The following is a 26,027-nucleotide window of genomic DNA, read 5'->3' on the forward strand; positions in this document are numbered from 1 at the left end:
TCTGTCAATTGTTTAAACGCTTTTTTTCATACTACAAACCCTATATGGGACTATTTATATTAGATTTTTCCTGTGCGGTACTGGCGGCCTTACTCGAACTATCCTTTCCACTAGCCATCAGTAAAGTGATGGACGATTTACTGCCAAATGGTAATTGGGAAGCCATTTGGTTCTGGGGCAGTTTGCTGCTTGTTTTATACGTTATCAGCTCCACCATGCATTACGTTGTGACCTATTTTGGCCATAAGCTGGGCATCAATATTGAGACTGATATGAGGAACCAGCTATTCTCTCATGTACAGAGAATGTCCTTCCGCTTCTTTGACCAAAAGAAAACAGGCAAGCTCGTTTCTCGTATGACCAATGACTTAATGGATATTGGAGAGATGGCACATCACGGCCCAGAGGATTTATTTATTGCCATTATGACATTAACGGGCGCGTTTGGCCTCATGCTATCGATTAACTGGCAGCTTGCGGTTCTTACATTTATTGTCGTTCCATTCTTGATCGGATTATCCGTCTACTTTACGAAAAAAATGTCTGCTGCTTTTGATAAAATGTTTTCAAGCATTGGACAATTCCATTCACGAGTGGAAAACAATATTAGCGGCATTCGTGTGGTGAAAGCATTCGGAAATGAGTCACATGAAATGGATCGTTTTATCGAACATAACGAGGAGTTTAGAAAAACAAAACTGACAACGTATCAAATGATGGCAGTTCATACAGCAGTGAGTCATTTCCTCATTAAAAGCGTCACGGTATTTGGCCTCGTGTGTGGTGCATGGTTTGTATTGCAAAAAAATATGACGTATGGCGAATTTGTTTCATTCGTCCTATTAACAGGTATTTTCTTAGGACCAATTCAACAAATTAATGCAGTCATTGAAATGTATCCAAAAGGTGCAGCCGGCTTTAAACGATTCGCATCACTCATCGATCAAACACCAGATGAAAAGGATGATGAGGATGCAATCGAAGTCCAGCAGTTAAAAGGGAATATCATTTTTGACCACGTTTCTTTTCAATATGAATCAAACAAACCCGTGCTGCATGACATCAATCTAGAGGTCAAACAAGGAGAGAAAATTGCCATTGTCGGCCCATCTGGTGCTGGGAAATCGACCCTTTGCAGTCTGATTCCCCGTTTTTATGAATGGCAGGAGGGGAGCATTACAATTGATGGCATAGAAACGAGAAAGATGACACTTGCATCGCTGCGTTCTCAAATTGGTGTCGTGCAGCAAGAGATTTATTTATTTCATGGAACGATACGTGAAAACATCCTATACGGAAAACTGGATGCATCGGAAGAGGAAATTTGGCAGGCAGTAGAGAAGGCTCAGCTGATGGATTTAGTCAATAGTTTGCCAAAAGGGCTTGATACGATCATTGGTGAGCGCGGGATGATGTTATCTGGCGGACAAAAGCAGCGTATCTCCATAGCACGTATTTTCTTAAAAAATCCGCCGATTTTCATTTTAGATGAGGCGACCTCTTCGCTTGATACCGAGACAGAGTCTTTTATCCAAGCATCACTAGAAGAGCTGGCTCAGGGACGAACGACCTTTATTATTGCGCATCGTTTAGCGACAATACAGCATGCTGACCGCATTATCGTTCTCACAAATGAAGGCGTGAAAGAGCAAGGAAAGCATGAAGAGTTACTCAAAATGAACGGTCTGTACCGCCGGTTATACGAAACACAATTTAGAATGTAAACTTTACGCTAAAAAGAAGACAAAGGGCTAAAATAACCTTATTTTAGCCCTTTTTGTTTTGTAGACATGAGACAATTAACTGCGAGGCGCAAATAACATCACACTGACCCCGGCTAAACAGATCAAAGCACCCATCCAGTCATAGAGATCAGGCGTTTTTCGATCGACCCACCAGCCCCAAAACACAGCAAGAACCACAAATACACCGCCATAAGCCGCATAAACCCGTCCGAAAGTCGGGAACTGCTGGAAGGTAGGGATGACCCCGTAAGCGACGAGAATGAGGCTGCCGGCGATCCCGAAGCTGATAGGTTTTGCTTCACGCAGCCAAAGCCACACAAGATAGCCGCCGCCAATTTCTGCTATTCCTGCTAATAAAAAAAGAACGATCGTCAAGATCATGTAAGAACACTCCAATTCATTTCGTTACCTTCTATTATGACATGTTGAAAAAATGCGTTCTACTTCATTTCCATTGTGAGGGACATGAGAGTCTGCTAAAATCAACTGAACAGAGAATGGAAACACATGGATTCTTGACTTTTTAGATATAAGTGATCCAAATGGCCTTGCTTTTCGTACAGTAAGTACATTCTCATGAGGAGCACATTTCCTTTTTCGGCGCTCTTTTTTTCTCCTTGAAAAAAGAGTAAAGTACAAAGTAGGCTTATTTCAGCAAATCGAGTGATAAGCAATACGTGAAGGATTTCATGATGAATGCAGCATGCTCTTTCTCATGAAAAAGGAAGGAGATGACCATGGATACACTGAAAGATTCTGAGCTGTATCACAAGATCAAATTTGATCGTCACAAGCCTTCGCTTGAAGTGCTGTATGATCGTTATGAACGTGTGTTATATTCGTTTATTTATAAAATGACTGGAAGCCGTGAGCTTGCGGAGGAAGTGCTTCAAGAAGTCTTTATCAAGCTCTGGCGCGGTATAGGAGAATACCATACGGATAAAGGGAAATTCTCCTCGTGGTTATTCATGATGTCACGCAACACGGCCATTGATCTTCTAAGAAAGCACCGGAACGAAACGGCACTAGAAGATGAGCATATTGAATATTTAGCCGATCATCAAGAAGATGTGTCAGAGGAAGTCGAATGGAACGAGGAAAAACAAATCATACGTGAAGCAGTATCTACATTGTCAAAAGAACAGCAAACCATCATAGAAGATGTCTATTTTAAAGGAATGACACAAAAAAGCATTGCTGAAAAGCTAGGCATCCCCATTGGAACAGTGAAGGGAAGGGTTCGATTGTCATTGAAGCACTTACGGACGAGACTGTCTCGCGGAGGAAAGGAGGAAGAGGCATGACTCAGTGTAAACATCAAGTGATTGATTATTTCAACGGGCATATCCAAGGAGATGAAAAAGCACAATTTGAAGAGCATCTCAAGCACTGCTCAGCTTGCAAAGAAGAGCTTGAAGAATTGACATCGCTCATGTCTGACATTCCATTTCTAGCAGGTGACCAAACACCTCCGGCAGGGATGAAAGACCGTATTTTATCCCAGGTGTTTGAAGAAGAGACAGTCGAAGAAAAGAATAGCCATAGAAAAGACCTCAAGGCAGCATGTGAACCAAACGAGATGAAACCACTGCAAAAGAAACGAAACCAGTGGCTATTGCCGCTCGTTGCCGCACTGCTTCTCATTTCAGCAGCTGGAAACGTGTATTTCTTATCGAATGGAAAAGAACAGGCGGAAGAACCTGTCAGAGTTGTTGCGACAAAATCACTGGCATCAGCCGCATCACCAAAAACAACGGGTGCTTTTTCAGTGATTGAGCATAACGGCAAAAAAGAGCTGGTTGTGAGTGCAGACGGATTAAAGGGTCAGCTTGATTCATCTGCTGTTTATCAAGTGTGGCTCATTAAAGGAGATCAGCCGGTACCAGCTGGTGCCTTTAAAACAGATAACAAAGGAGAAGGAACCGTCACCTATGCGTTATCTGAAAAAGAAGCAAGCGAATCATGGGATACCGTGGCAGTCACCCTTGAACCAAAAAAGGATAACAAGCTGCCGCAAGGACCTGTCGTACTAAGCGCTGCATTTTAAATATGATTCAGGAAGGATGCCTTTTTGGCATCCTTTTTTGATAGGCAGAGGGAACTTTATGGCAGAGCAGACGTAGTACATATGGAGGTGACACAGATGAAACCATACATAGAAAAAGAACTATTTCTCTTATCAGTGAGACACGCATGTATTGCATGTTATTTTTTAGTGTTTCCATACGTTGCACAAGTCCTTTATACCCCATCACCTTTATTGATCGCCCTCATCGCTCTTTTTATGACTCATAACTTAGTAGAATGTACCATTTGGTTTTATAAATCGAGAAAGATCAGGAAGCGCCAGTCTGGTGATCTATCGAAACGAGGACATGTCTTGACCCAGCTCATGCAAAGGCTGGAACAGTTGATCATGATCGGTTTTGTTGTTTTCTTTATCACGGAATGGATGCATGGAGCAGCTGATCACCTAACTCTTTTACTAGCTATTTTTCTATTCATGCTCTTTTCCCTTCAGCACATCCAGTTTTATTACGTTCAGCTATTCTTTAAATCCAAAAGCTGGTTTTCCTATGTTCCTTCATTGCAAAAGACACGCCCTTCTTATATAGCAAGGGAGAGAAAGGCTTTGAAGAGTTCTTAATGTGCATTCACTCGTTTGATTACCTATAAACATCAGAAAATTATGATAAAATGTGGAAAAGAAGCATAGAGAAAGGGAGTGCAAGCGAGTGAAAGCTGTTGGATTATTGGAGTACTTACCGATCGAGCATGAGAAAAGCTTGATGGACCAGGAAGTAGAAAAGCCTAAAGCAACGGGCAGGGATATACTGGTGAAGGTAGAGGCTGTGTCAGTGAATCCAGTTGATACGAAGGTGAGATCACCGAAGGATCAGAAGGAAGAAAAACTGAAAATTCTTGGCTATGATGCAAGCGGTACAGTTGTTGAAGTTGGCGAAGCATGTACATTATTTCAGCCAGGTGATCACGTATACTATGCGGGAGATATCACGCGTCAAGGCTCAAATAGTGAGTATCAGCTTGTGGATGAACGGATTGTGGCAAAAAAGCCTGTCAATCTCTCCTTTGCAGAAGCAGCCGCGATGCCTCTGACGACGATTACGGCATATGAAGCGTTATTTGACCGGATGCATATGAAACGAAATGCAGAAGGGGCAACACTGCTCATCATCGGCGGTGCAGGCGGAGTAGGTTCTATTGCCATACAACTAGCCAAATTAGCAAATGCCACTGTGATTGCTACTGCATCGAGACCTGAAACAAAAGAGTGGTGTCTGTCATTAGGTGCTGATCATATCATTGATCATCATGAGCCGCTTCTTGAGCAGCTTCAGGAAAAAGAAATAGGCGAAGTGGATTTCATTTTATGCCTAAATGATACAGACGGACATTTCAAAGGCATGGCAGAAGCCATAAAACCGCAAGGCACGATCTGTACCATTGTCGAGAATCAGCACAACCTAGACATTCAATTACTCAAAAATAAAAGTGCGGCATTTGTATGGGAATTCATGTTCACACGCCCTATGTATGAAACAGCGGACATGATCAAACAGCATGAGCTTTTGACAGAGGCGGGTGAGTTATTTGAGCAGGGAAAAATAACGCATACCTTAACAAAGGTTCTCAGTCCGATCAATGCTGCTAACTTGAAGCAGGCACATCAAACCCTTGAACAAGGAAAGATGATTGGCAAATTTGTACTTGAAGGATTTGAGAAAGGGGAGAGGGTATGACGTCATTACAATATCCGATTGGCTTATATGAACCAGTTGAAAATAAAACAAAGGAACAGCTAGAGTCATGGATAGATCGGTTGGCTGAGATTCCCCAAGAATATGAAACGGTCACCAATCAATTGACAGATGCTCAGCTGGATACACCTTATCGGCCTGGAGGATGGACCGTCCGTCAGCTTATTCATCATGTAGCAGACAGTCATCTGAATGCATACTTACGATTCAAGCTTGCGCTCACAGAAGAAACACCGCACATACGTCCATATGATCAGGCGGGATTCGCCGAGCTTCCAGACAGCAAAGCGTCCATCAGCCTATCACTGCCCTTAATCAGTAGTCTGCATCGCAGGTGGGGCACTTTACTGCGGGGAATGTCAGAGGAAGACTTCAACGCTTCTTATTATCACCCAGCCGATCAACAAACGGTGTCCTTATATGATGCAACAGGTATGTACGTCTGGCACTCAAAGCATCATCTTGCCCATATCACGGAATTAATCAAAAGAAATCAGTGGAATTAAAGGAGTAAACGCATGTCTGGTAGAAGAATTGTCGGCGCCATGTTTATCTGTATGGCGGCATTGTTTTATTTAGCGAAATATGTTCTTTTTGAGATACGCTATAGTAACAGCTTAGGCTCAGAAAGAACGATTGAGGAACTTGAACAGCTGCTCCCTGGCGGTACGTGGATCAGCATTCTATTTCTCATCATCGGTTTAGCCTATCTTTTATGGGATGACAGAGTCGTTCTTCAAAAAACCTTCATCCTCTCAGATAAACAAGTAGAAGAACTAAAAAAGACGGATCTCAAGTGACCGTCTTTTTTCCTTTTCATGTTTAGCCGCGTTCAGGACGCAGTGCTTTTTCTAAAATAGCCAGCCCTTCGTTGACTTTTTCTTTTTCCTCGTCATTGAGCCGTTGCAGGGAGTTTTTGATTTTTTCGTGTCCTTTTTGATAAATGCTTCTGAAAATATTTTTCGCTTCCTCAGTTAGTTCGACGACAATGATTCTCCGGTCACGCTCAGAGTGCTTTCGTTCAACAAAATGAGACTGTTCTAACCGATCAAGCAGACCTGTCATATTGGACAAAGAAGCGCCCATTTTTTCAGCGATTTCGGATACCTTGAGAGAGCCATGGTTATTGAGCAGCATGAGTACCTTCATTTGAGGCATACTCATATCGAGCTTCATCCATTCTGACACATCTCCAAGACCTGCAGCTGTGAGTACTTTCATATAAAGCACCCATGTCTTTTTTTCCTCTGGAGATAGAATCTCTTCTTTTAATACTGTGGTGTCATGAATATTGTATTCCACGCTTGTTCACTTCCTTTAAGCGGCTCTTTTCTCTATATTACTGATTTTTACTTCTAATTGAAAGGTTCGTCAAGCTTTTGAATGTTAAACTGCATGAATCAAGTGGTATTTGTTGTATAATAATGTTCAGTCGAAATAAATGAAGCAACTTAGAAAGTTGGGAAAAACATGTGGAACAAAAAAACGGGTATGACGATCTTAAAAATGCTTTTTCCGATCGTGATTATCCTTGTCTTAATATTTGTCGCCAAGAAGGAACTGAGCGGCCTTTCCATTAAAAAAACGTTCTATATCATTGACAGCTTGAATCGAATGGACTTGTTTATTCTTGTCTTTCTTGGACTTGTTGCAGTGTTATCGATGTCCTTATATGATTTTATTTTACGAAAAAGCCTGAATATGCCCATCAGCGGCTGGAAAACGATTCGCATTTCTTGGATTGCGAACTCCTTTAACAGTGTCCTTGGGTTCGGCGGTCTATCAGGAGCAGGGCTTAGAACACTTCTATATAAGGAGTACATAACCGATACGAAAAAACTGCTCAAAGGCATTGCCCTTTTGACTTCCTCGGTCCTTTTGGGCTTATCTATTTTCAGCGATCTGATCTTGGTGAGGGTGCTTCCTGTTGAAAGTATTATCAGCCAAGAGCCGTGGCTGTGGGCTTTTGTGATCATCTTTGCTTGTATTGTGCCTATTTACATCATTATGGCGTCCGTACGAAAAAGCTCAATTGAGAGCGGTGAAAGCGGACTGAAGCATCCGATTTACGCTTATATTGGTGCATCGTTTTTAGAATGGCTCGCAGCTGGTCTTGTCATGTACATGGCTGTCGTCTCTATGGGGATGAATGTCGATGTCCGGATTGTATTAGGTGTATTTGCGATTGCGTCAATTGGCGGTTTAATCAGTATGGTTCCGGGCGGTTTTGGTTCGTTTGACCTCATCTTTTTATTGAGTATGCAGTACATTGGGTTTGATAAAGAGATGGTGCTGACGGCGCTCGTTTTGTACCGCTTCGTGTACTCGATCTTCCCGTTTATCCTTGGGCTTTGTCTAGCTGCTTATGATTTAACGGGAACGACGCTTAGACGTCTTGAAGGCAATCCCAGAATGGCACCAGCCGTAGAAACAACGAACGTCTTAATTGTGCTGCACCGTGCTTTATTAATCCGTTTACTGTACGGATCATTATCAATTTTAACCTTTGGAAGCGGCTTGCTCATTATGGCGTCTGTTGTCCTTCCTGTCGATCGATTAGGTGTAATTACAAGCATTCCACGCTTTTTGTTATCAGGATTTAATGGTCTTTCTTTAATGTTCGGCATTATCCTGATGGTTTTGTCCATTGAAGTGTACAAACGAACGAAAAGATCGTACGTGCTAACGATGATCGCCCTAGCAGGCGGCTTTGTGTTTACTTTGTTAAAAGGGTTTAACCTGAGTCTCATCTTTATATTGCCAGTCATCATGGCTGTCTTTTTCTCTCTTCGAAATCAATTTGTGAAGCAGCAGGCTCCTTATTCGTTGTATCAGTTTGTAGCAGCTGCCGCTGGTTATTTACTCGTGCTGTTTAACTATAACGTCATCGGCAACTTTATTTGGACCAAAATCGGGCATTTCTTGAGTAAGGATTACCTCGTGCATAATGAACGGCATATCACGATGACAAGCATGATTGCGCTCATCGGTGTACCGCTTTTCTTCTTCATTAGTAAATTGATTTTTAATAAGAAAGCATTTCCGATTGGAGAAAAAGCAGATGAAGAAAAACTAAAAACATTTTTAGAAGAAAAGGGCGGCAATGCCCTTAGTCATCTTGGCTTTTTAGGCGATAAAAAATTATTTTTCTCAAGTGATGGAGAGGCAATGCTTCAATTTGGACGTATTGGCCGCTGCGTCATTGTGCTCGGAGATCCCTCTGGACGTAAAGCATCCTATCCACTTGTGCTTGAAGAGTTTTTACAGCAGACAGAAAAAGCAGGCTATCGCGTCGCTTTTTATCAAGTAGAACGGGAAGGAATGGCGCTCTACCATGACTTAGGCTTTCATTTCTTTAAGCTTGGAGAAGAAGCCATGGTTGATTTAGAAACGTTCTCTCTCTCCGGTAAGAAAAAATCAAATTTACGGGCTGTGGCCAATAAGTTTGAACGAGAAGGCTATACGTTTGACATGCTGGAACCTCCTTTTTCAGATGAGCTGATCTCAACCTTAAAACAGATTTCTGATAGCTGGCTTGGAAAGAAAAAAGAAAAAGGGTTTTCGCTCGGCTATTTTCAAGAAGATTATCTTCAAAAAGCACCAATTGCGATACTGAAGGATGAACATGGGGAGATCATTTCATTTGTGTCATTAATGCCGATGTATCAAGAAGGGGAGATATCGATCGACCTTATGCGTCATATGCATGATGCACCGAACGGGATGATGGATGCGCTGTTTATCCACCTTTTTCAATGGGCGAAAGAAAAAGGCTACAAATCCTTTAACATGGGAATGGCGCCTTTATCAAATGTAGGAACATTTCATCAGTCCTTTCTCACGGAGCGTTTGGCGAGTGTTATTTTCAACAACGTCAGATTTATGTACAGCTTCAGTGGATTACGCTCGTTTAAACAGAAATATAAACCTGAATGGCGCGGAAAATATTTAGCGTATAAAAAGAATACATCTTTACCTGTCACAATGGTGCTTGTCACCAAGCTGATAGGGATGGACCCAAATCGCAACCGGCGTCCATAGATCAAAAACCTTTACCTTTCACTAGGTGAAGGTTTTTTTAGACAAAAGAATAGCAAAAGTGGTAAAGTTGAAGAGTAAGGGGGATGTAAATATGACATTAAATGAATGGTTTGCAAAGGGATTAACTGAACGTACATATGTACACAACATGGAGAAAAACCGAGAAAATCTACTCACGGTGTACAACCAGTACGCAATTCATCAAAAAGAAAAAGAGCTGCTTCAAAAGCTGCAAAAGAAAAAGCTCAGAGCGCTTGTCATCACAGCGGATTGGTGCGGAGATGCGATGGTCAATGTACCAATTTTCATGCGTATTGCAAGTGAAGCACTCATTGAAGCGCGCTATTTCATTCGGGACGAGCATCTAGACCTGATGGATCAGTATTTAACGAACGGAACCGCAAGATCGATTCCGATTATCGTGATCATTGATCAAGACGGGAATGAAGTAGGAAAATGGGGACCACGCTCAACAGAAGCACAACGCTTTGTTGATGAGAAAAAACCAGACAAGGATGCTCCTGATTTTGAGGAAGCTTTTCAAGTATTTGCGAAAGAAGCCGCACATCACTATACGACAGATCGTTACTTATGGAAAGATATTGAGAAAGAAATAGTAGAAGTTTTGGAAAAAATATAAACCAAAAGACTACTTCGCCGCAAAGGGAAGTAGTCTTTTTTTATCTTGTTTTTGCGTTTCACCTACAAAACACCGCATAAAGATGTAGAAAAACCGCAGAATTCTACAAAAAACCGCAGAAAACCGCAACGCATCACGATTTTCCCAACCATTTTTAGTTGAAAAACCTCATATGTGCCATGAAAACCTCAATTTTGCCCTTATCTAAAGGCTCATATAACGCACGTTGGTTTGCTTTTTCCCAATACAAGAGGCCCAGCAACTATAGTAATCTAGTTGTAATCTCCTTTGAACGAACTAAAAAAACAAATGACGGAAAAGGGCTGGCGATCAATCTATGAAAAAAATCATTTATCTCGATCAGGAAAAAAAGAAGCTCGCTGAATCGAAAAAAAGAGAACAGCGTTCCATCAAATCACTTAGGCTGCTTGTGTTTTATGACGGGCAAAGTCCTTCATGTGCAAAAGCGATAGACTTGTTGAAAGCTCTCGATTGGAAGAACCGTATTCATTTTGAATCCTTTCGACACTCGCAGCTGCTCAAACTGAACAAAATAAGTGAAGAAAAGGCAGAAAAGCGGATCGTGTCAATTTCCTTAGCCAAAAACCAAAAAAATTCGGGGATCTATACATTGCTGAAAATTGCTTGCAATATCCCTGCATTATGGGGAACGATCCCATTCATCGTGCTCAGCATTTGGTTAGGCTTTGGGCAGCATGCGTACGATTACTTTGCGAGAAAGCGGTATGTTCATTCAGTCAAACAAGTCACCCGTCCTGATACAGATCAACAGAAGACCATTTAATGAATAGGAAAAGCATGACCTTCGATCGGCAGAAGGTCATGCTTTTTTGTAATAGGGGACATATGATGCAAGATGATGAAGCAGCGTTTTCGTGTAGGACATATAGGTACGTTCGTCAAGCTCAGAAGCCGCATAGGAAAGCAAGGTTCTTAGAGCAAACAAGTACTCACTGTGCAGCTCATTGTGTTTAAAGTAAGGAAGGGCTGCTTCGATTAAATAGGTTTTCAAATCAAGAGGGTTTTCCTCAATCATCAATTTATAGATTTTGATCATATATAAACAGTTTGGCTGAATACGAGGCTGTTTTAACAGCTCATGTATGTAGGGAAGTGCCTTTTTGCGGTCGTATTCAGCATATAATGTCGCGATTTCATACAGAGTTTCACAGTAACGGTCTTCTATCTGTTCTTGATTAAAGTAATTGAGTGAATCTAGTAAATAAGGCACAGCTGAAGAGAAATCACCCTCCCGTTTTAAAAGTACCCCATAATAAAAATATGCGGTCATTTTAATATAGGCATCAGGATAAAGGGATGTGTGCAAAATCACTTCTTTTAAATATTTCTTCGCTGTTTGAAAGGCTTTTAGTTCCAGTGAGATCACGCCATGAATGAGTGTGCAGTGAATGATCCGTTTGAAATTGTTTTTTTGTCTATATAAATCCATCGCTTGGTGGGTTGCTTCAAGCGCATCACCAAGATGTCCCATGTTTCCAAGTGCTTTTGCATAGTGATAATACAGGTCACTTTGTTCAACAGACGCATAAGAAAAGCAGCTTTCCAGTTTCTTTATGCCTTCTTCAAGCTGACCATTTTTAATGAGATGAATGCCATCTAGATATTCAAATATTTCTTTTTCCGTTTCAATAAAGGTTTTTTCAAACTTTTTCAGTACGCGGTGTGTTTTTAAGGCAAGCGGCTGCTTGTCCGATAATAAATAAAATTGAAATAAGGACAAATGATACTGAATGCCTAAATCCAGCGAAAAGAACTGTTCCTCGTGCTGAATGATCATTTCTGCATTTTGTTCCGCTTGATCGAGTGCATAGAAATACATATTCATTTGAAACTCATCCAAGAGTGACAGCAGGTGACGAGCCTTTTGTGACAGCGTTTCTTGACTGATGCCGAGTCGTTCAAGCAGTAAATTGATCGTATCTTGATTGGCCTCTTTTGAGCCATTTTCGATTTTACTTAAATGAGAGACAGAACAAATTCCTTCTGCCAATTCAGATTGGGTCATATTTTGTTTATACCGGTAGAGCTTAATGATTTGCCCGATATTGATTTTCATTCCATCCAGAAGCCTCCCTTCCAATCATGGGTTGAAAGCCTTTTGACAATAGAACCGAATCAGACAAAATGGGAATACCTGAAATCATTTCATCATCTTGGCTTTTTTCTCAAAATTTGTTTAAAACGTAATATGATTGTAACATTACTTGAAAAACTCAAACAACTTTTTAGCAGACGGGAGGGGAAACATCATTTGCAACTGCTCGAAATGATGTTTATAATGTGAATGAGAATCAATTTCAATTAAGATTGATTGAAAGGATGACACATATGCCAGAAATCAAACAACAAACAGAAGCGTTAACGGTACGAGACGCTGTCAGATATAGACGATCCATTCGGAAATTCAAAGAAACGCCTGTGACCATTGAGCAGCTTCAGCCGTTATTAGAGGATGCGGTCTATGCACCGAATCATAAAATTACGGAGCCGTGGCGCTTTCTATATGCAGTGACGGAGGAAGCGAAAGCGACATTTGTTGATCGCTTCGTTGCGTTCTTCAAACGCAACAATCCAGATGCAAAGGAAGAAAAGATCAATCAATATAGAGATTACTTTTCAAAAGTTCCAGCCCTTTTACTTGTAGTGTTAAAGGAAGACGAAAACCCAGTAGTGAGAAATGATGATTTTGCCGCTGTGAGCGCACTCATTCAAAACTTCCAGCTGCTTGCTTGGGATCAAGGAATCGGTATGGTCTGGAAGAGCGGCCGCATCTTATACAACAAAGGCTTTCAACAGGACATGGGTCTAAAGGAAAACGAGCGGTTTGCTGCCATCCTTCATATTGGTTATCCAGAAGAGGTGCCTGAGGAAAAATCACGTCAGAAAGCATCAAGTCTTCTTACTGAAATCAAATAAAAGAAAAGCAGACCGCTAAAGGGTCTGCTTTTTACTTATTGTTTTTTGGCGCGCTGGTCGGCTGCTTTCATACGTGCCATTGCTTTTACGTCATTCGGATCTGCAAGTTCTTTGGAAAATTCAACATATTCGCCATCCGACTCTTGTGCTGCAAGTTCGTGATTGGTTTTTTGGTGTTGGTCTTTTTTCAAAACCTTTCCCTCCTTTACAAGATCACTTTAGTTATGTGCTTGTTGGAGTGGAATATCCATCTTATTTGTTTCTTTTTTCTGCTGCTCTTTCCGCTTTTTTGAATTCCTGCTGATACAGGACTTCCTGGGTTTTCTTCAGCTTTGAAGTTGGCTGGTGTTCTTTTTTCTTCATCAAAATCGCCCCCTCATCTCATTTTTCATAGGATGGGTGTTTTTGACAAAAATTATTCCTTTGAATGCAAAATCGCTTCTTTTAATTCAGGATGCAAAAAGTCATAAGAAGAAAGCAATGCCTTCTTCGGCAGCGCACGCTGACCTTCTAAAACAAGTAATGACATTTCGCCAAGTGCCGTTCGAATGACAAAGGATGGGACCTTCAGCCAGTGAGGGCGGTGAAGGGCAGATGCTATCGTTTGTCCAAGCTGTTTCATTTGAACAGGATTCGGTGATGTGACATTGAGTGGACCTGAGATGTCGTCATTGTGCATGGCATAAGCAATGAGATGTGCTACATCTTCGACATGAACCCATGAAACCCATTGCGAGCCGGAGCCAATCGTTCCGCCGGCAAATAGTTTATATGGCAGTGTCATCAGTGGCAAGGTACCTTTTTCTCCTAACACGACGCCGAAGCGTGTGTAGACGGTACGAATGCCGAGTGCTTCAATCTTTTGTCCCTCAGCTTCCCAACGCTTAGATGTATGACTTAAGAAATCAGTATCCGCAGGAGGTGATTCCTCTGTAAAATCTCCTGTTTGAGACGTGCCATAAATTCCGACAGCACTTGCTTGAATGAGCACGGATGGTTTCGATTCCTGCGCTTCTATAATGCGCCTTACTTCTTGTGTGGATTGAATACGGCTAGAGAGGATGCCTTCTTTTGCCTTGTCTGTCCAGCGGGTGAAAATGGATTTTCCAGCAAGGTTAATCCAGACATCAATCGCAGGCAATTCATGCTCAGGCGCAGCACCTTCTGTCAGCCACTGCACATAGTGTAAATGATTTTGTTCGGATTCCTTTGGATTTCTTGTTAAAATATATAGATGATGTCCTTCAGCAGCGAGCACTTTCGTGACGTGCTGGCCGATAAAACCGGTTCCTCCGGTGATGGCGATATTCAATTGACATCTCTCCTCTCATATACATACCTATATCTTTCACGATTTTGAATCAGAAGAAACATCCTGACTGTTTGAAAAAAGGAGTGATCACAGGATGCCCTATATTACAAAAATCTCCGCTCAAAAAAACAATACAGAGCGGGTAAACATCTTTCTTGATGAAAAGTACGCGTTTAGCGTGGATCTAGATGTGCTCGTCCAGCACGATTTGAAAAAGGGAAAAGAGCTGGACGAAGCCGATATCATCGACATTCAATTCGGTGATGCTGTGAAAAAAGGATTTCAGCAGGCCGTCGATTATTTATCCTACCGAATGAGATCGGTGAAAGAAGTCACCGATTACTTGACGAAAAAAGAAATCCCGGCACCTGCCATTAGTGAAATTATACACAAATTAAAGCATTACAAGTATGTAAATGATCTTGAATTTGCGGAAGCCTATGTCAGCACCCACCGTAAAACGAACAGCAAAGGGCCGTCTGTCCTGAAAAAAGAGCTAAAGCTCAAAGGGATAGATGATGACAACATTGAACAAGCACTATCGCAATATCCTGATGACTTACAGCTGGAGGAAGCTGTGAAGCAGGTTCAGAAGCTTGTGAGAAAAGAAAAAAATCGTTCCGCAAAAGAGATCGAGCAGCGCATCAAGCTGCAGCTGCAGCGAAAAGGGTTTTCGTTTGAGGTCATTGATAAAGCCCTTCAAGAAGCCTATGATGGACAAGAAGAGGAAAAGGAAGAAGAAGCGCTCCTTTATATGATGGAGAAGGCAAAACGCAAGGTAGGATACGACGGATCATTTGAAAAGAGGATGAAGGTGAAGCAATTTTTATTCAGAAAAGGCTTTGATCTCGACACAATTGATCAAGTTTTAGACAAAGGGGAATGACAGATGGACAAACGTTATAGTGAGATGACGGAATACGAATTGAAGCAGGAGATAGCTTCTCTTTCTGAAAAAGCACGTAAGGCTGAGCAGCTTGGCATTGTGAATGAATATGCCGTCTTAGAACGGAAAATCGATATGGCCAAAGCCTACTTAGTAGATGCAGCCTTGATTCAAACGAAAACGACTTATCAAATTAAAGATACAGATGAAGAGTTTTACGTGGAATATTTAAATGGTGTATTTGCGTGGGGATACAGAGTATCAGCCCCAAATAAAGAAGATGCACTGCCAATTTCAATGCTTACGAAAAAGGACTGATCCGAGAGATCAGTCCTTTTCTTTACTTCGAACGTTGTTTACGGACGTTGTTCTGAAGTACGATGTCGTGCTGCGTTTGCTGCGTTTCTCCGTTGACCTGAGAGGCAGAATGCTTTGCATTCGCCCATGGTTGAGGGTAAGCGGTTGTCCTTAATTGAACAAAGTCTTCCATATACGATTTCCCATTTGAACTCATATCTCAAGCACTCCCTTTGGAAAAATTAGCGTTTCCCTGATGCCCTCATTCGTTCCTGTGGACGTGTATTCGTCTCACCATTTGGCCTTTTAGACGCATAAGCATCTGTGGCGCCTGGCTCGCCTTCAAATTTGTGATTCACTTGATTTGGAAAGCCTTTTGCTTTATTACGCATATCGATTCCCTCCAAACAATACAAATCATTTGCGTCTTTTGAAGACGTAAGGGTAGTATATGAAAAAAGAGGTTTTTTTAAAAAGGCACTTTCTGCTAGATGAAGGAGGAACCGACATGGAACAATACTTTGAGCGATTAACAGAACAACTGATGGAAAAAAACAATATGCTGACATATGACGAAGCACGTACATGGGTAGAGCTGCTTTGGAGTGATTTTGAAACGACCTATGCAAAGGCTGGCCACAAGTATAAAGGACAGGAAACAACTGAACGGATTGTCCAAGAGTGGATTGAGAGCTACGGTGCGCAGCTGCATTTATTCCAAAATAAACAATCGAAGGCAAACGAGCATCTACAAGAGCAGAATAAAGGGCTGCTTCATTAAAAGAAGTGCCCCTCATCTTTTTCAATAAATAGGAAAATATATAAATGAGTAAACAATTTTATGATACAATACCCAGTCTGTGATCGAAATTACAGGCTTTTTACAATGGTTAAACTTAAAATTACATTAAATTCATCTTGCTGAAAATCACTGGAAATAAAACTTTGATATAATGGAACGATTAAAGAAACATGTAATTTATGGATAATAAAAAAGGGTTTCGTTTCCTGATAAAAAAGGAATAATGAACATATCAGACTATGTGAAAAAAGTGAAGAGAAGGTGCGATATGGAACGAGAATTGCTCTCTGTTATAATTCCTTCTTACAATGAAGGTGAAAACATCAGACGAATCTTTGAGGCACTCGAGGAAGAGTTTCGCGATTTTCATTATGACTTTGAAATCATTTTTGTGAATGATGGAAGCAAAGACAATACACTTCAATATATGAGAGAGCTCTCTCGCAAAAGTGCAAAGGTCAAATACATTTCCTTCTCACGTAACTTTGGGAAGGAAGCCGCTATTCTGGCAGGACTTGAATATGCGAATGGAGTAGCTGCGATCATCATGGACGCGGACTTGCAGCACCCAACGTATTTGATTCAGGACTTCGTCAGAGGATATGAAGAAGGCTACCATCAAGTCATTGCCAAACGGAACCGTAAAGGAGACAGCAAGCTTCGCTCTTACTTATCATCCATGTACTATAAAGTGATGAACAAGGTAGTCGAAGTGGACTTGCGTGATGGCGTCGGAGATTTCCGCTTAATTTCGCGCCAAGCAATCGATGCATTGCTTCAGCTGAAAGAAGGAAATCGTTTTTCTAAAGGGCTTTTTTGCTGGATTGGGTTTGAAGAAAAGGTCATCTATTATGAAAATGTAGAAAGACAGCATGGTGATACAAAATGGTCATTAAAGAAGTTGTTTAACTATGGCATAGATGGCGTTATTTCCTTTAACAACCGCCCGCTGCGTATTTGTTTTTATACTGGCATACTGATCTTATTCCTCTCTTTGATTTACATCGTGGCCACCTTTATTCAAATCGTCAAAACGGGCGTGATAGTACCTGGTTATTTCACTTTAATATCGGCTGTGCTTTTCCTCGGAGGTGTCCAGCTTTTGAGTCTAGGTGTGATTGGTGAATATATTGGCCGCATTTATTATGAAACGAAAAAGAGGCCGCATTATTTGATCCAAGAATCAAATGTCATGCAGCAAGAGACAAGCTCTAAGGAACAAGACCGAGTGTTAACGCAGTTATTTAAATAACGTGGAGTCAAATAACCGGCAAGCACGAATCGCTTGCTGGGTTGTTTTGTTTCAAAGAACAATGGATCTTTTGTGGAAAGGATTTAGATGATGAAACGTAGATGGATAATCATTGGAATGTGCCTCATTCTCGCATTATTAGGCCACTCCTTTTTCTTATATGAATATACGCAAGGCCGGTACATGACAGGAGATGGGGATGGCATTTCGCAAATGCTCCCATTTAAAAAGCTGCTTTACGACGAATACGTCAAAGGGAATTTCTTTTATTCCTATCAATTCGGTCTAGGCGGCGGTACATACACGCAATTAGGGTATTATTTCACAACGTCGACGGTCTTTATGGTGACAGTCGCTGTCGTCTGGCTGATGAATGCGCTCCATCTCATACAGTCAACAGACATCCATTTTTGGGCAAATGCCGTCATTTGGCTGAGCGTGATCAAGCTGACGCTTATTCTTTTCATCGCTTACCGTGTGCTTCTTTCAATGGTTCAAAATAGATTGGGTGCACTGACAGGTGCAGCAATCTATGGATTATCTATTGTATATTTCCGGCATCAAACGTTTTGGGAATTTTTCACCGACAGCATGATGTGGCTTCCGCTGCTTGTGCTTGGGGTTGAGCGGATATTCAAAACGGGTAAGCCCGCTTGGTTTATTGCGAGTTGCAGTCTGATGCTGATCAACAACTTTTACTTTGCTTATATTCACTTTATCTTTTTAGCGATCTATCTTATCTTCAGATATATGATCAAACTGCGAAGTGAGGAGCACGGGTGGAAAGTGTTTTGGACACTTGCGATCTCTACGCTGTTATCCTTTGGGATCAGTGCTGCCTTTTTTATCCCGTCTGTTTATGGCTTTCTTAACAATATAAGACCGCCGTATGAACAGACCATTCCTTGGTTCGAGCTGCATGATCATCTGCTGTTTACGAGCAGGGTGTATTTATTACCTGTGATTTTTCTCATTTGTATGTTCCTCGTTCCGCTTTACCGGAACAGGTGGTTTTTCATTTTTACATCGATCAGCGTTCTGCTCATTGTTTTTCACTACAGTCCAAAGATGGCGAGCGTGTTTAATGGTTTTTCAGCACCGCAATACAGATTTGAATACATTCTTGCCTTTACAGTTGGAGCGGTCGTTGCCATCACGATCAAGCATTTCTCACAAATCGAGTGGAAGTGGAAAAAGCGTGCGGTCTTAGGCGCTTGGATCGTGTTCCTTCTCGCTGTCGTCTTTTCAGAACGAGCAAAGGGAAACATGGATGTCGTTGTGTTTACAGGTATAGGACTGCTTGTGATCAGCTTGTTCATCCTATGGATGCATGCGGAAAAACGTCAGCACCTTCGTCTCTTTTCAGCTGTGCTTATTGCCATCAGCTTACTGACAGCAGGCGTGTATCAGCAGGGATACTTATCTGAAAGAAGCAATATTAAGAGCGTATCAGATACGTATCTGAATAGTGAGGCATATGCTGGACATGAACAAATGAAGCTCATTCAGCAGATTCAAAGCCGCTCTTCAAAAGATCCGCTTGCCCGGATTGATTGGATGAACGGCGTGCGCAACAACACCCCGTTATTTGAAGGCTTTCAAGGCATGAGTGCGTATTCAAGTATATTGAATCAGCATTTGCTCCATTTCTACTGGAATGACCTGCAAATTGATATGGGGAGGGAAAGTGTCAGCCGTTATGCAACAATGGGGGACAGGGCGAATTTATACAGTCTGACCTACGGGAAGTATTATATGAGAGACAAAAGGGTGTCTTTCTCACCGCCGGTTTATTTTAAGCCAATATTGGAAAGCGAACATTATGAAGTGTATGAAAATACACGCCCGCTCCCATTTGCAAGAACAACGAGTACCGTCTATTCAGAAAAGTCACTAGAGCATGCGTCAGCACTTGATAAAGAACATGCGATGTTGCAAGGTGTGATCTTAAACAAAAAAGGAAATGCTGAAATCGACCAATCGCCTGATCGAATAAAGGATACAAACATTCATACTGAACAAGCGGTATACGAAAATGGCGTGCTTGATGTATACGGGAAAACGGGCGGGCTGAATATCACCCTTCCAGATGATATCGCTCGCGTGGGGGATGTGTATGTGAGTTTTTATGTGAAGCGGACAGACCGCAATGAAGGGTTTCAGTTATCCATTGACGACTATGTTACATCTCGAAAAAGCAATACATCCATCTACAAAACAGGTGTCAATGAAGTGACGATTCGGGTCCCTGCGGAAAAGATCCTCTCCATTCGAGTACCAAAAGGGACATACGAACTCAATCAACTGAAGCTGTATCAAGAGCCTTACCGCGTCCTAGAGAAAGCATATAAAAAAGAAAAACAAGATAATGGCAACCAGCAAGTAAAGCTTAAAAATAACCGCTTTACGATTTCATATGATAACAAGCGCGGCGATAATTATATGGTTCTGCCAGTACCATATGAAAAAGGCTGGGAGCTCACGGTGAACGGCCATCAAACCGATATTGAACAAGCCAATTACGCCTTTATCGGTTTTCCAATAGAAAAAGGCGAAAACGAGATTGTGCTAACCTACTATCCGCCTTATATCAGAATTCTCGCATTGATTTCACTCGTCAGTTTGATTGGTGCGATCCTCTATGCACGGAGAAAACACAAGAAACACCACTTTTCATCATAAGTGGTGTTTTTTTATCTTTCATCTCATACGTAAGTTTCTTCATCCCATTCAATCGTGTATTCGTTCATTTTTTTATCAATATCGTTTTGAATACTCATGTGCTGAAATAGCGCATTCAATTCTTCTGTCCTCTTTCTTCGATCCTTTTCATAATAATAGAACGCATCTCGATAATCATGATCCCTTAGCATCTTTGCTATGAGCATGGCATCTTCTAGACTATACGATGCTCCTTGACCAACAAAAGGGTTCGCCGTATGTACCGCATCACCTACAAGAACAACACGTCCTTTTGACCACACAGGAAAATCCTTTATTTCATAGATACTTCTTGGAAAGAACATGTTTGTATGATCGATGATGTCAGAAAGGTGTTTAGGAATGTTCCAATGTTCCATTTGTTTATATAATAACTGTCGGATGGTTTCTTTATTGGCTTTCTCAAAATGTTTTGTAGGTAACTTCTCAGGACACTGAGAGAAAGCTTGCCACAAAATATTCATTTTATTTGTTGGATGCGCTTTTCCAAAAATGAATTGAAAGTTTCCGTCATTGTAAAAATAACTTGTTGCCTCATCCAATACAAAATTCTTCACAAACGATACTCCTTGTAGTCCCCAAAAACCGCTATAGTCTAATTTAGCATTAAACGCAATAGCCTCTCTTGTTTTAGAAAAAGTTCCATCTGCTCCTATTACGATATCACCTGTTATCTCAGTTTCATCTTCAAAAAGAACCTGAACGGAATGAGGCTGCTGTTTGATTGAGATTAACTTTTTGTTGTATTTCACTTCTATTCCTTGGCGGTGAACTTCTTTTAAAAGTGATTGGATGATTTGGTCTCTCATGACGTTCAGTAAAGGAGCATCATAATATTTTTCACTATAATTGTGAAAGGTCGCTTCTACTTCATTTTCACTGTTTATTTGCTGGATCTTCTTTATCACTGTTGCATTTGCTATCACTTCATTTTTACACCCGATTCCAGCCAAAATCTTTACCCCATTCGGAGAGAGTAAAAAACCTGCTCCTGTTTCTAATTCTTCATCTGACCTGCTTTCATAAATCGTACTTTCCATTCCAGCCTTTTTTAAAAATAAAGCAGTAGCCAATCCTGCTACACCACTGCCAATAATGATCACATTTTGAGATTTCATCATTTTCCCTCCCTTTTTATAAACAGACCGGTCGGTTTATTTTTGTGCAAAAAAATAAGCTTTTTCATATAGGACAGCGTATCACAATTCCCCCCTTTTCATTTGGTAATTAAAGTATATGATAATATGTTATAAATGATTTAGCAAGAATGAAACTATCCAATTTCTGATCAACTTCTTTTAAAAACATGAAGGGGATAACAAAACATGAACAAAGACACCGTGATAAAACACTATGAACACACCCTTGAATGGGTACAGTCACTAACGGAAGTAACAGAAGAAGAATGGCGTAGCACCATCGCTGATGGAAAGTGGAGCATTGCTGAGATCATCGCACATTTCGTTCCATGGGATGAATTTATTTTACACGATCGCCTAAAGGAATTTTGGAACAATAAAGCGTTACCTCAGGCACCTGATGTGCATGAAATGAACCGGCAGTCAGCCGAAAGAGCAAGAAAGGAAGAGAGAAGCGAGACGATCGGGCGATTTATTGCTGTTAGAACAATATTGCTTCAAGAAATGAAGAAAATCGAAGTATCTCGCTGGACTACACCCTTTCTGATCGGTCAAATCGAGCTGACGTTATCAAGTTATTTTCAAGGTTTGATTAAGCATGATCTCCATCATATGGAGCAGGTCAAACAAGCGCTCTCCACAAAAAGACGATAGCGCCTCACGAAGCTTCCTTATCAAACGAAAACGTCGCATAATCAAACAAAAAATGAAATAGCCAAAGACTTAGCGCAAAGAGAATTTCTTCAGAAGTAGTCAGCAAAATGCCGTCAACCAATTCATCTGATAAGTAGACAGCACCCCAAATAAACAAAAGGTGAAATAAAACGGCATAGAAAACGATGGATCGTTTTTTGGACCGACACTTACGAACAAACCGCATGAGCACGTGTTCCAGATGTTCAAAAGAGATCCCAAGTACAACATAGATGCCCATAAACAGAAGCAGCGATAAAATCGAATGATAAAAAGCACCCGTCAAATGAAAGAACAGCACACAAAACAACAAAAATATGTAACAGACAGCCGACGCCGCCATGAGCCATTTCAGCCCTTGCCATAAAGCGTGAACAGATTGTTGCATGGGTAAACAACACTCCTTTACATGAAGATACCTGCAAAAAGGACAGCCTTTTTGCAGGAAGGTTGGAATTAATCCTCTTTTTTAGGTGCAGCGATAACAGGATGTTTTTCAGTATCAAGCAGTTTCAAGAATTCTTCGCCTTGATCTAAATGATCCAAAACAAGCTGTTTCGGTGTGACCGCAAGCCACTGATTGAGTGAAATGTCTGCATAATGATCGCTCTTAAAGATTTCTAAGAAATAGAGCGGTTCGTCGCCTGTATTTTCTACATAATGCCCCATAGCAAATGGCACATAGCCAACGTCTCCCGCCTGATAGTTGAAGGTTCTCGCATGTCCATCAGAAGCAAATACCGTCATTCGAGCTTTTCCAGAAATGAAATATTGCCATTCATCCGTATTTGGATGCCAGTGCAGCTCACGGATGGCACCTGGATCAACTTTCACAAGAGCAGAGGCAATCGTTTTAGAAGCTTTGAAATTGGTAGAATCCGCAATCCACACTTGTCCGCCGCTTGACGTAATCGGCTCTTGCTTTAACAGCTCATATTTAAAGGAGTTCGGGACTTCTCCTTGCTCTGTTTGCACCTTGTCACATTCAAGGGAACCAGGAATTCCTTTTTGGAAAATATACTTCTCTTTCTCTGGCAGCTTGTTAAATTGTTCTTTTGTCATTCCAAAGTTTTGGAGAACGACTTCCTCTGGGGTATGGGCAAGCCAATCAGTCACTTGGAACGTACTATTTTCAGAGAAGGAACCATCATCAAACACTAGCAAGAATTCAGCTCCCGGTTCAAGTGCTTGAATAGAGTGCGGCAAGCCTGAAGGGAAGTACCATAAATCTCCCTCAGTCACATCCTCTGTAAAATTCCGCCCCTCTGCATCAACCGATGTAATTCGGGCTTCCCCATAAATCATATACGCCCACTCCGCTTCCTTATGCCAGTGCAGCTCGCGAATCGCACCAGGTTTTAGCCGCATGTTCACAGAGGCAAGACTTTTAGAGATTGGCAGTTCACGCACTGTTACCTCGCGGGCATAGCCGCCTTTTTCTAAACGGTTGTGCGTATCAGAAAAAGAATATTTCATGTTGGGAACCGTTCCATGATCGGTTTCTGGTGGCGTGAGCATATCTGGGTTTTGTCTGTCTCGCTCGAGATTACGTGGAATTTTGACCGTTGCTCCTTTTTCTCCTCGAATCGGCTGTGGTACACCATTTTGCTTTTCACTCATGATAAAATCCCCTTTCAACATCGTATTGTGTGAGGTGACAAAAGGCCTTTCATTCCGCCCTCGTTTTCATAAGGTGAAACGAATCAAGAAGATGTCAATCTGATTCATCATTTTTTTGAACAGCGACCAATCGTTGGATGAGCTTGCTTAATTCATCAAACTTTCGTTCAAAACGTGTCAGCAAATAAACCGTCAAAATGGCAGGAAAGCCAGCCTGACCGAGCTGCTTCAGCCATTCCTCCGAAAAAAAGGTCTCCATTTGTCTCACCTCCCAGCGGATGCTCGTCTTCTCTATAAGTGGTATGAAAGAAGAAATAGGAAATCAAAGGGGGAGAAAATGAACCATTAGACCCGTTTCACAAAGTTTACTTTTTTTAACTTTTGTCCACTTAATGCAAGTAGAGAGAACAAAGGGGAGGATGCACATGGATTATCGGCTGTTATTGAAAGCAAAATGGAAGGAAATCGTTGATCACCCGCTCATTCAGCAGTTTTTAAGCAATCCTAAAAACCAGCAGCTGCTCCGGCAAGTCATGGAAGAGCCAAACGAAGAAAATGCGAAAAAACTAGATTCCGAGTTCAAGCAGTTTTATCAAAAAATCCGCATCATCAAGTATATTTCCACAATGATCCGCATCTTTTCAGTCGACTTTGACAAACGAGTGAAAAAAAAGCAGCAACGTTTTCCGCTCATACTCGATCATCCTGATACGCAAGAAGTGAAAGACCCTGTTCAAACAGATACGTATGAAGCTGTGCTCTTTAACCAGCAAGACTTAGGGGAGCACCTGCAAGACCCAAGATTGTACAAGGCCTACCAGCAGCTCACAGACAAACAAAAAATGGTTTTAACCCATATTTATGTTGAAGGTCAAACAATGAAAGAAATAGCCGACCGGCTAGGCGAAACGAGACAAAACATCTCAAACATCCACAAAAAAGCACTCAACAAACTAAAAGAAGAAACAGGGGGAGATGTCCGTGCAAGAAGACAAAATGACCAATGGAGAAATGGAAGAACTCATTGAAACCTTCACACCCATGATCAAAAAGAAACTACAAAACACGGCATATCAAGAAAGAGAAGACCTCGAACAAGAACTTTATATCAAACTCATCGAAAAAATAGACCGGCTGATTTACCAAGAAGGACCTGGATTTTGGGAGTTTATTGTGGAATATATGACGAAGTTGTAAGAGAAGCTGATGGTGCGAATGTGAGGTGAACATAAAATCCCCGGGGTATTCGCACCTTTTTATTCGACAAAATTGAGAAAAAATGTATATTTTATGAAGGGAAAAACAAAATTCTTTATTGAAAGTTGTGGATTTTGCCTATCATTTCCTAAAAAATGTTACAATTAGGGCAGAAATCGCAGTCGCACTCTACATGAGTGCGTGGATTGAAATTAACGCAAGGGCTTTTGTATACTTCCCCCCACGTGTCGCACTCTACATGAGTGCGTGGATTGAAATAACAAAACGCATCTGATACGTCAATCATAGAAAGAGTCGCACTCTACATGAGTGCGTGGATTGAAATTGAATAAAATTGCGTTTTTAACCCAATTTTCAAGTCGCACTCTACATGAGTGCGTGGATTGAAATATAATATTGCCCGATCCTGCATAGGCGTATCCTCGTCGCACTCTATATGAGTGCGTGGATTGAAATACAGTAGCCGTATTAATTACAGGTCTTATATTTGTCGCACTCTATATGAATGTGAGGAATAAAATTCTTGTCAGTAGGTAGCTTGAAAGATTTATTGACATTGCGCTTGAAATAGGTGTGAAAAACATAACTCTGTCTCAGCCATTTTATTAATGAATTCAAAGATGTTGATGAAGCAGCGAAATAAGTATGATTATCATCAGTAATAGTTTTTAATTAAATAGGATTAAGAGAGATTCGGTGCGAATGTGAGGTGAACATAAAATTCCTGAGGCATTCGCACCTTTTTATTCGACAAAAATGAGAAAAAATGTATATTATTTAGAGGTGAAAACAAAATTCCATATAGAAATTGAGGGTTTTGGCTATCATTCCCTAAAAAATGTTATAATTAGGGCAGAAATCGCAGTCGCACTCTACATGAGTGCGTGGATTGAAATCTTATCGCTGCCACTAGTTTGTTTTCAA

31 protein-coding genes and 1 CRISPR repeat array are annotated in these 26,027 nt (G+C 41.2%); of the genes, 19 read left to right on the forward strand and 12 right to left on the reverse strand.

Annotated features, from left to right (window positions below; all coding sequences use genetic code 11):
* Nucleotides 1–8: 8 nt before the first annotated feature.
* Complete coding sequence (locus tag SB660_RS12340; protein WP_339165279.1) at nucleotides 9–1,724, forward strand: ABC transporter ATP-binding protein; 1,716 nt, start codon at nucleotides 9–11, stop codon at nucleotides 1,722–1,724.
* A 75-nt stretch (nucleotides 1,725–1,799) separates the two neighbouring features.
* Here SB660_RS12340 and SB660_RS12345 read toward each other — a convergent pair whose 3' ends face one another.
* Nucleotides 1,800–2,126 (reverse strand): YnfA family protein, encoded by a 327-nt coding sequence (locus tag SB660_RS12345; protein WP_169057368.1) that lies wholly within the window; start codon nucleotides 2,124–2,126, stop codon nucleotides 1,800–1,802.
* A 356-nt stretch (nucleotides 2,127–2,482) separates the two neighbouring features.
* On the opposite strand from SB660_RS12345, the gene SB660_RS12350 reads away from it, so the two are divergent.
* The 6 genes from SB660_RS12350 (at nucleotide 2,483) to SB660_RS12375 (ending at nucleotide 6,324) form a co-directional block, all read left to right on the forward strand.
* Nucleotides 2,483–3,049 carry an RNA polymerase sigma factor gene (locus tag SB660_RS12350; RefSeq protein ID WP_339165281.1) on the forward strand — a complete coding sequence of 189 codons (567 nt, stop codon included), beginning with the start codon at nucleotides 2,483–2,485 and terminating at the stop codon, nucleotides 3,047–3,049.
* Entirely contained in the window at nucleotides 3,046–3,792 is a 747-nt protein-coding gene (locus tag SB660_RS12355) for an anti-sigma factor (RefSeq protein ID WP_339165283.1), read from the forward strand. The genes SB660_RS12350 and SB660_RS12355 overlap by 4 nt, the downstream gene beginning before the upstream one ends.
* Nucleotides 3,793–3,888: 96 nt before the next feature.
* A complete protein-coding gene (locus tag SB660_RS12360; RefSeq protein ID WP_339165285.1) occupies nucleotides 3,889–4,392 on the forward strand; it encodes a hypothetical protein in 504 nt (167 codons plus the stop codon).
* Between the two features lie 88 nt (nucleotides 4,393–4,480).
* A complete protein-coding gene (locus tag SB660_RS12365) occupies nucleotides 4,481–5,506 on the forward strand; it encodes a zinc-binding alcohol dehydrogenase family protein (RefSeq protein WP_339165287.1) in 1,026 nt (341 codons plus the stop codon).
* Nucleotides 5,503–6,030 (forward strand): YfiT family bacillithiol transferase, encoded by a 528-nt coding sequence (locus SB660_RS12370; RefSeq protein WP_339165289.1) that lies wholly within the window; start codon nucleotides 5,503–5,505, stop codon nucleotides 6,028–6,030. Before SB660_RS12365 ends, SB660_RS12370 begins: the two co-directional genes overlap by 4 nt.
* A gap of 12 nt (nucleotides 6,031–6,042) precedes the next feature.
* On the forward strand, nucleotides 6,043–6,324 hold the full coding sequence (locus tag SB660_RS12375) for a hypothetical protein (protein WP_339165291.1): 282 nt from the start codon (nucleotides 6,043–6,045) through the stop codon (nucleotides 6,322–6,324).
* Nucleotides 6,325–6,346: 22 nt separating this feature from the next.
* Here the strand turns inward: SB660_RS12375 and SB660_RS12380 are convergent, their stop codons facing one another.
* Nucleotides 6,347–6,826, reverse strand: coding sequence for a MarR family transcriptional regulator (locus tag SB660_RS12380; RefSeq protein ID WP_003217817.1), 480 nt, complete (start codon nucleotides 6,824–6,826; stop codon nucleotides 6,347–6,349).
* A gap of 168 nt (nucleotides 6,827–6,994) precedes the next feature.
* Between SB660_RS12380 and mprF the strand changes: the two genes are divergently transcribed.
* From mprF to SB660_RS12395, 3 genes are all read left to right on the forward strand, one after another.
* Nucleotides 6,995–9,565, forward strand: coding sequence for a bifunctional lysylphosphatidylglycerol flippase/synthetase MprF (gene mprF, locus SB660_RS12385; protein ID WP_268497963.1), 2,571 nt, complete (start codon nucleotides 6,995–6,997; stop codon nucleotides 9,563–9,565).
* A gap of 91 nt (nucleotides 9,566–9,656) precedes the next feature.
* Entirely contained in the window at nucleotides 9,657–10,205 is a 549-nt protein-coding gene (locus SB660_RS12390; protein WP_058015766.1) for a thioredoxin family protein, read from the forward strand.
* A 337-nt stretch (nucleotides 10,206–10,542) separates the two neighbouring features.
* Nucleotides 10,543–11,010, forward strand: coding sequence for a thiol-disulfide oxidoreductase DCC family protein (locus tag SB660_RS12395; protein WP_058015767.1), 468 nt, complete (start codon nucleotides 10,543–10,545; stop codon nucleotides 11,008–11,010).
* A gap of 36 nt (nucleotides 11,011–11,046) precedes the next feature.
* Here SB660_RS12395 and SB660_RS12400 read toward each other — a convergent pair whose 3' ends face one another.
* The gene (locus tag SB660_RS12400; protein WP_061407125.1) at nucleotides 11,047–12,303 is read right to left on the reverse strand and encodes a transcriptional regulator; all 1,257 of its coding nucleotides are present in this window, start codon (nucleotides 12,301–12,303) and stop codon (nucleotides 11,047–11,049) included.
* 272 nt (nucleotides 12,304–12,575) lie between these two features.
* Between SB660_RS12400 and SB660_RS12405 the strand changes: the two genes are divergently transcribed.
* Nucleotides 12,576–13,163, forward strand: coding sequence for a nitroreductase family protein (locus SB660_RS12405; RefSeq protein ID WP_339165293.1), 588 nt, complete (start codon nucleotides 12,576–12,578; stop codon nucleotides 13,161–13,163).
* 35 nt (nucleotides 13,164–13,198) lie between these two features.
* Here the strand turns inward: SB660_RS12405 and SB660_RS12410 are convergent, their stop codons facing one another.
* The 3 genes from SB660_RS12410 to SB660_RS12420 form a co-directional block, all read right to left on the reverse strand.
* A complete protein-coding gene (locus tag SB660_RS12410) occupies nucleotides 13,199–13,354 on the reverse strand; it encodes a YfhD family protein (RefSeq protein WP_012009317.1) in 156 nt (51 codons plus the stop codon).
* Between the two features lie 61 nt (nucleotides 13,355–13,415).
* Complete coding sequence (locus tag SB660_RS12415; protein WP_017358836.1) at nucleotides 13,416–13,526, reverse strand: YfhE family protein; 111 nt, start codon at nucleotides 13,524–13,526, stop codon at nucleotides 13,416–13,418.
* 52 nt (nucleotides 13,527–13,578) lie between these two features.
* Nucleotides 13,579–14,475: a TIGR01777 family oxidoreductase gene (locus SB660_RS12420; RefSeq protein WP_410582782.1), complete on the reverse strand. Its 897-nt coding sequence runs from the start codon at nucleotides 14,473–14,475 to the stop codon at nucleotides 13,579–13,581.
* Between the two features lie 94 nt (nucleotides 14,476–14,569).
* Here SB660_RS12420 and recX point away from each other — a divergent pair, with 94 nt between their 5' ends.
* On the forward strand, nucleotides 14,570–15,361 hold the full coding sequence (gene recX / locus SB660_RS12425; protein ID WP_410582784.1) for a recombination regulator RecX: 792 nt from the start codon (nucleotides 14,570–14,572) through the stop codon (nucleotides 15,359–15,361).
* 3 nt (nucleotides 15,362–15,364) lie between these two features.
* Nucleotides 15,365–15,679, forward strand: a complete 315-nt coding sequence (locus SB660_RS12430) for a YfhH family protein (RefSeq protein ID WP_410582786.1) — start codon at nucleotides 15,365–15,367, stop codon at nucleotides 15,677–15,679.
* A 22-nt stretch (nucleotides 15,680–15,701) separates the two neighbouring features.
* Here the strand turns inward: SB660_RS12430 and SB660_RS12435 are convergent, their stop codons facing one another.
* Both SB660_RS12435 and SB660_RS12440 read right to left on the reverse strand, forming a co-directional pair.
* A complete protein-coding gene (locus SB660_RS12435; protein ID WP_003217811.1) occupies nucleotides 15,702–15,875 on the reverse strand; it encodes a YpzG family protein in 174 nt (57 codons plus the stop codon).
* 25 nt (nucleotides 15,876–15,900) lie between these two features.
* The gene (locus tag SB660_RS12440; protein WP_003217849.1) at nucleotides 15,901–16,050 is read right to left on the reverse strand and encodes a small, acid-soluble spore protein K; all 150 of its coding nucleotides are present in this window, start codon (nucleotides 16,048–16,050) and stop codon (nucleotides 15,901–15,903) included.
* 116 nt (nucleotides 16,051–16,166) lie between these two features.
* On the opposite strand from SB660_RS12440, the gene SB660_RS12445 reads away from it, so the two are divergent.
* The 3 genes from SB660_RS12445 (at nucleotide 16,167) to SB660_RS12455 (ending at nucleotide 20,394) form a co-directional block, all read left to right on the forward strand.
* Nucleotides 16,167–16,439, forward strand: coding sequence for a YfhJ family protein (locus SB660_RS12445; protein ID WP_003217809.1), 273 nt, complete (start codon nucleotides 16,167–16,169; stop codon nucleotides 16,437–16,439).
* Nucleotides 16,440–16,728: 289 nt separating this feature from the next.
* Nucleotides 16,729–17,712: a glycosyltransferase family 2 protein gene (locus SB660_RS12450; RefSeq protein WP_061407137.1), complete on the forward strand. Its 984-nt coding sequence runs from the start codon at nucleotides 16,729–16,731 to the stop codon at nucleotides 17,710–17,712.
* An 87-nt stretch (nucleotides 17,713–17,799) separates the two neighbouring features.
* Entirely contained in the window at nucleotides 17,800–20,394 is a 2,595-nt protein-coding gene (locus SB660_RS12455; protein ID WP_410582789.1) for a YfhO family protein, read from the forward strand.
* 23 nt (nucleotides 20,395–20,417) lie between these two features.
* Here SB660_RS12455 and SB660_RS12460 read toward each other — a convergent pair whose 3' ends face one another.
* Nucleotides 20,418–21,551, reverse strand: coding sequence for an FAD-dependent oxidoreductase (locus tag SB660_RS12460; protein WP_339165297.1), 1,134 nt, complete (start codon nucleotides 21,549–21,551; stop codon nucleotides 20,418–20,420).
* Between the two features lie 207 nt (nucleotides 21,552–21,758).
* Here SB660_RS12460 and SB660_RS12465 point away from each other — a divergent pair, with 207 nt between their 5' ends.
* Nucleotides 21,759–22,226, forward strand: a complete 468-nt coding sequence (locus SB660_RS12465) for a DinB family protein (protein WP_339165299.1) — start codon at nucleotides 21,759–21,761, stop codon at nucleotides 22,224–22,226.
* A gap of 4 nt (nucleotides 22,227–22,230) precedes the next feature.
* Here SB660_RS12465 and SB660_RS12470 read toward each other — a convergent pair whose 3' ends face one another.
* The 3 genes from SB660_RS12470 to SB660_RS12480 form a co-directional block, all read right to left on the reverse strand.
* Nucleotides 22,231–22,653, reverse strand: coding sequence for a regulatory YrvL family protein (locus SB660_RS12470; protein ID WP_180309352.1), 423 nt, complete (start codon nucleotides 22,651–22,653; stop codon nucleotides 22,231–22,233).
* 68 nt (nucleotides 22,654–22,721) lie between these two features.
* The gene (locus SB660_RS12475) at nucleotides 22,722–23,885 is read right to left on the reverse strand and encodes an oxalate decarboxylase family bicupin (protein ID WP_339165302.1); all 1,164 of its coding nucleotides are present in this window, start codon (nucleotides 23,883–23,885) and stop codon (nucleotides 22,722–22,724) included.
* A 94-nt stretch (nucleotides 23,886–23,979) separates the two neighbouring features.
* Nucleotides 23,980–24,144, reverse strand: a complete 165-nt coding sequence (locus SB660_RS12480) for a YvrJ family protein (protein ID WP_003217819.1) — start codon at nucleotides 24,142–24,144, stop codon at nucleotides 23,980–23,982.
* Between the two features lie 166 nt (nucleotides 24,145–24,310).
* Here SB660_RS12480 and SB660_RS12485 point away from each other — a divergent pair, with 166 nt between their 5' ends.
* Both SB660_RS12485 and rsoA read left to right on the forward strand, forming a co-directional pair.
* Entirely contained in the window at nucleotides 24,311–24,913 is a 603-nt protein-coding gene (locus SB660_RS12485; RefSeq protein ID WP_047947015.1) for a sigma-70 family RNA polymerase sigma factor, read from the forward strand.
* Nucleotides 24,861–25,082 carry a sigma-O factor regulator RsoA gene (gene rsoA, locus SB660_RS12490; RefSeq protein WP_073204404.1) on the forward strand — a complete coding sequence of 74 codons (222 nt, stop codon included), beginning with the start codon at nucleotides 24,861–24,863 and terminating at the stop codon, nucleotides 25,080–25,082. The genes SB660_RS12485 and rsoA overlap by 53 nt, the downstream gene beginning before the upstream one ends.
* A 181-nt stretch (nucleotides 25,083–25,263) precedes the next feature.
* A CRISPR array of direct repeats spans nucleotides 25,264–25,625; the repeat unit is 32 nt; unit sequence GTCGCACTCTACATGAGTGCGTGGATTGAAAT.
* Nucleotides 25,626–26,027 lie beyond the last annotated feature (402 nt).

The organism is Bacillus sp. SIMBA_005, from assembly GCF_046535585.1.
Taxonomy (GTDB): domain Bacteria; phylum Bacillota; class Bacilli; order Bacillales; family Bacillaceae; genus Bacillus; species Bacillus pumilus.